The sequence below is a fragment of the Bacillus haikouensis genome (assembly GCF_013179555.1).
In the GTDB taxonomy this organism is placed as follows: domain Bacteria; phylum Bacillota; class Bacilli; order Bacillales; family Bacillaceae_B; genus Rossellomorea; species Rossellomorea haikouensis_A.
Map to the genome: position 1 here is coordinate 1 of NZ_JABMCR010000442.1, position 2,368 is coordinate 2,368.

Here is a 2,368-nt window from a genome sequence, read left to right on the forward strand (position 1 = left end):
CATTATGCTGGCTTGCCGGAAGAAGGAAGAGTTATATCAGTCTTGCGGGATCGATCATACTCATCCTGTATTCACTGCTGGGCATCGGTTTCGGACCTTCTTATGATTTTCTGAACGTTGAGCTGCCAATTTTCCTGCTCGTATTCGGATACTTGTACTTGCTTGATCATTTCAGGAAGACTGGAACAGCATTCATGGGGATTCCATCGGCATTGTTGAAGACAGCTCTGACGCTCATCGCATTTATGTTTGTGATGAGGGCGACGGATTTCATCGTCATCGGATGGGATTACACCCCAAGAACGACTGCGTTCACCGTTGCCATTGCGATTCTGTCAATCGTGTACTTGGTGGTCGGTGAAAGCAGAAAGGATGTCTTTTACCGCTGGACAGGGATCGGTTTCCTTGCACTGGCGTTAGTGAAGTTCTTCATTGCCGACCTCGTCTTCCTTGACTTCACGATCCGTGCAATGATCCTTATCCCGATCGGTGTCGTCGGACTGGTACTTTCGCGGATTTTGTACAAAAAACGGTAAAACAAGTTGCAAAAGCTTTCTGAATAATTATATAATGACCATATAAACTAACGTTAATGGAAAAGGAGGTGGAACTCGAGATGAATCGTTCAGTAGGATTGCGTGGTAAGTATTTAGACTTTATTTATATATGCCGTGCAATTTTTCATGTTTTTGCATTCAAGGGGACGCGTATGCCCTTTTTTAGCAAATGAATATGAAAAACACTGAACGGTAAGAGGTCTCAGTTCCAACCACTTTTCTATAAAAGGATCGGAAACGGAGGGCGTCCATGCTCTCTTTTTTCATGCTCTTTTTTAAAAGTCGCGGGAGAGTACTCGCGGCTTTTTTGTATAAAAATGAATGAATGAGCCTCTTATCCGTGAACTATGACCATGAAAGGAAGAGGAAGATGATACTTTGCAGCGCACAGGAATTAAGTAAAATGTATGGCGGACATTTGATTTTTGGAAAATTATCGTTTGAGATCCCCGAAGGAACCCGCATCGGGCTGGTTGGAAGAAACGGTACAGGGAAGACGACGATTTTTAAATTACTGTCGGGAGCCGAGAACTCTGATACAGGATTCGTTCATTTAAAGAAAGGAGCCAAGGTAGGTTATCTTGCACAGGTTCCCCACTATCCTGAAGGAACGAAGGGACTCGATGTGCTGAGGTCGGCATTTTCCGGTTTGATTGAAACGGGAGATCGATTGAAGGAGCTTGAAGGCAGGATGGGGAGTGAGGGAAATCCTGATAAGTTGAACCGGCTGCTCGAGGAGTATGGGAAGCTGCAGGATGCGTTCACGCTTTCAGGAGGGTATGAAATTGATGCGAACATCGCGAAGATATCGAATGGACTGGAAATCAATGAGCTCCTGGAGAAAGAATTTAACCAGTGCAGCGGGGGAGAGCAGACAAAACTGTGCCTAGGGCTTATTCTGCTCCAGACACCTGATTTACTGCTCCTTGACGAACCGACGAATCACTTGGATATCGGGGCAGTCGAATGGCTGGAAGATTTTTTGAAAGAGTATGAAGGAACGGTCATGTGCATCTCGCATGACAGATACTTTCTTGACAATGTCATCACCAGGGTATTTGACCTGGAGGACGGCGAGCTGACGATTTATCATGCGAACTATTCAGGGTTTGTAAAAGAAAAAGAAGAGCGGCTTCTGCAGGAATTCCAGGCATATCAGGAGCAGCAGAAGAAAATCAAGAAAATGAAAGAAGCAATCAAGAGGCTGAGAGAGTGGGCTAATCAGGCGAATCCGCCGAATGAGGCGCTCCACAAACGTGCACGCAACATGGAAAGGGCCCTCGAGCGTATGGAGAAAATCAAGCGCCCGATCCTTGAGCGTAAGAAGATGGGCTTGGAGTTTGAAGAAACGGACCGGAGCGGGAAAGTGGTTTTTTCCATGAAGGATGCCGCGAAGTCGTTCGGGGAAAAAACACTATTCAGCGAGGCGGATATGCTTGTCCATTATAAGGACCGTACAGCAATTGTCGGTCAGAATGGGACGGGGAAATCCACCATTATCAAAATGCTCCTCGGCGAACAGAGCTGTGATGACGGGGAGATGAAAATCGGCAGTAACGTCAAGCTTGGATATTTGTCCCAGAAGTTTACAGCAGCAAATCCGAATATGCGTCTGATCGATGCCTTTCGTGAGGAGGTAGCGGTGACGGAGGGAGATGCACGGCATATCCTTGCCAAGTTCCTCTTTTATGGACCAAATGTGTTCAGGCAGGTAGGTCAGCTCAGCGGAGGGGAGAAGATGAGGCTCCGTTTAGCACAGCTGATGCATCAGGATATTAATTTCCTTGTGCTGGATGAACCGACGAACCATC

At 46.5% G+C, this 2,368-nt stretch carries 3 protein-coding genes; all 3 read left to right on the forward strand.

The window, feature by feature from the left end:
* Positions 1-536, forward strand: a 536-nt coding sequence (locus HP456_RS22850; protein WP_172255357.1) for a hypothetical protein, incomplete at its 5' end; no start/stop codon positions are given.
* An 80-nt stretch (positions 537-616) separates the two neighbouring features.
* Positions 617-730 (forward strand): RAxF-45 family protein, encoded by a 114-nt coding sequence (locus tag HP456_RS25455; protein WP_281358126.1) that lies wholly within the window; start codon positions 617-619, stop codon positions 728-730.
* Between the two features lie 197 nt (positions 731-927).
* Positions 928-2,368 (forward strand): ribosomal protection-like ABC-F family protein (gene abc-f, locus HP456_RS22855; RefSeq protein WP_172255359.1); only part of this gene is annotated, 1,441 nt, incomplete at its 3' end.

Excerpts from the sequence above, each read along its gene's own strand:
- HP456_RS25455 (WP_281358126.1), top strand. The coding sequence starts at position 617 with ATGAATCGTTCAGTAGGATTGCGTGGTAAGTATTTAGACTTTATTTAT.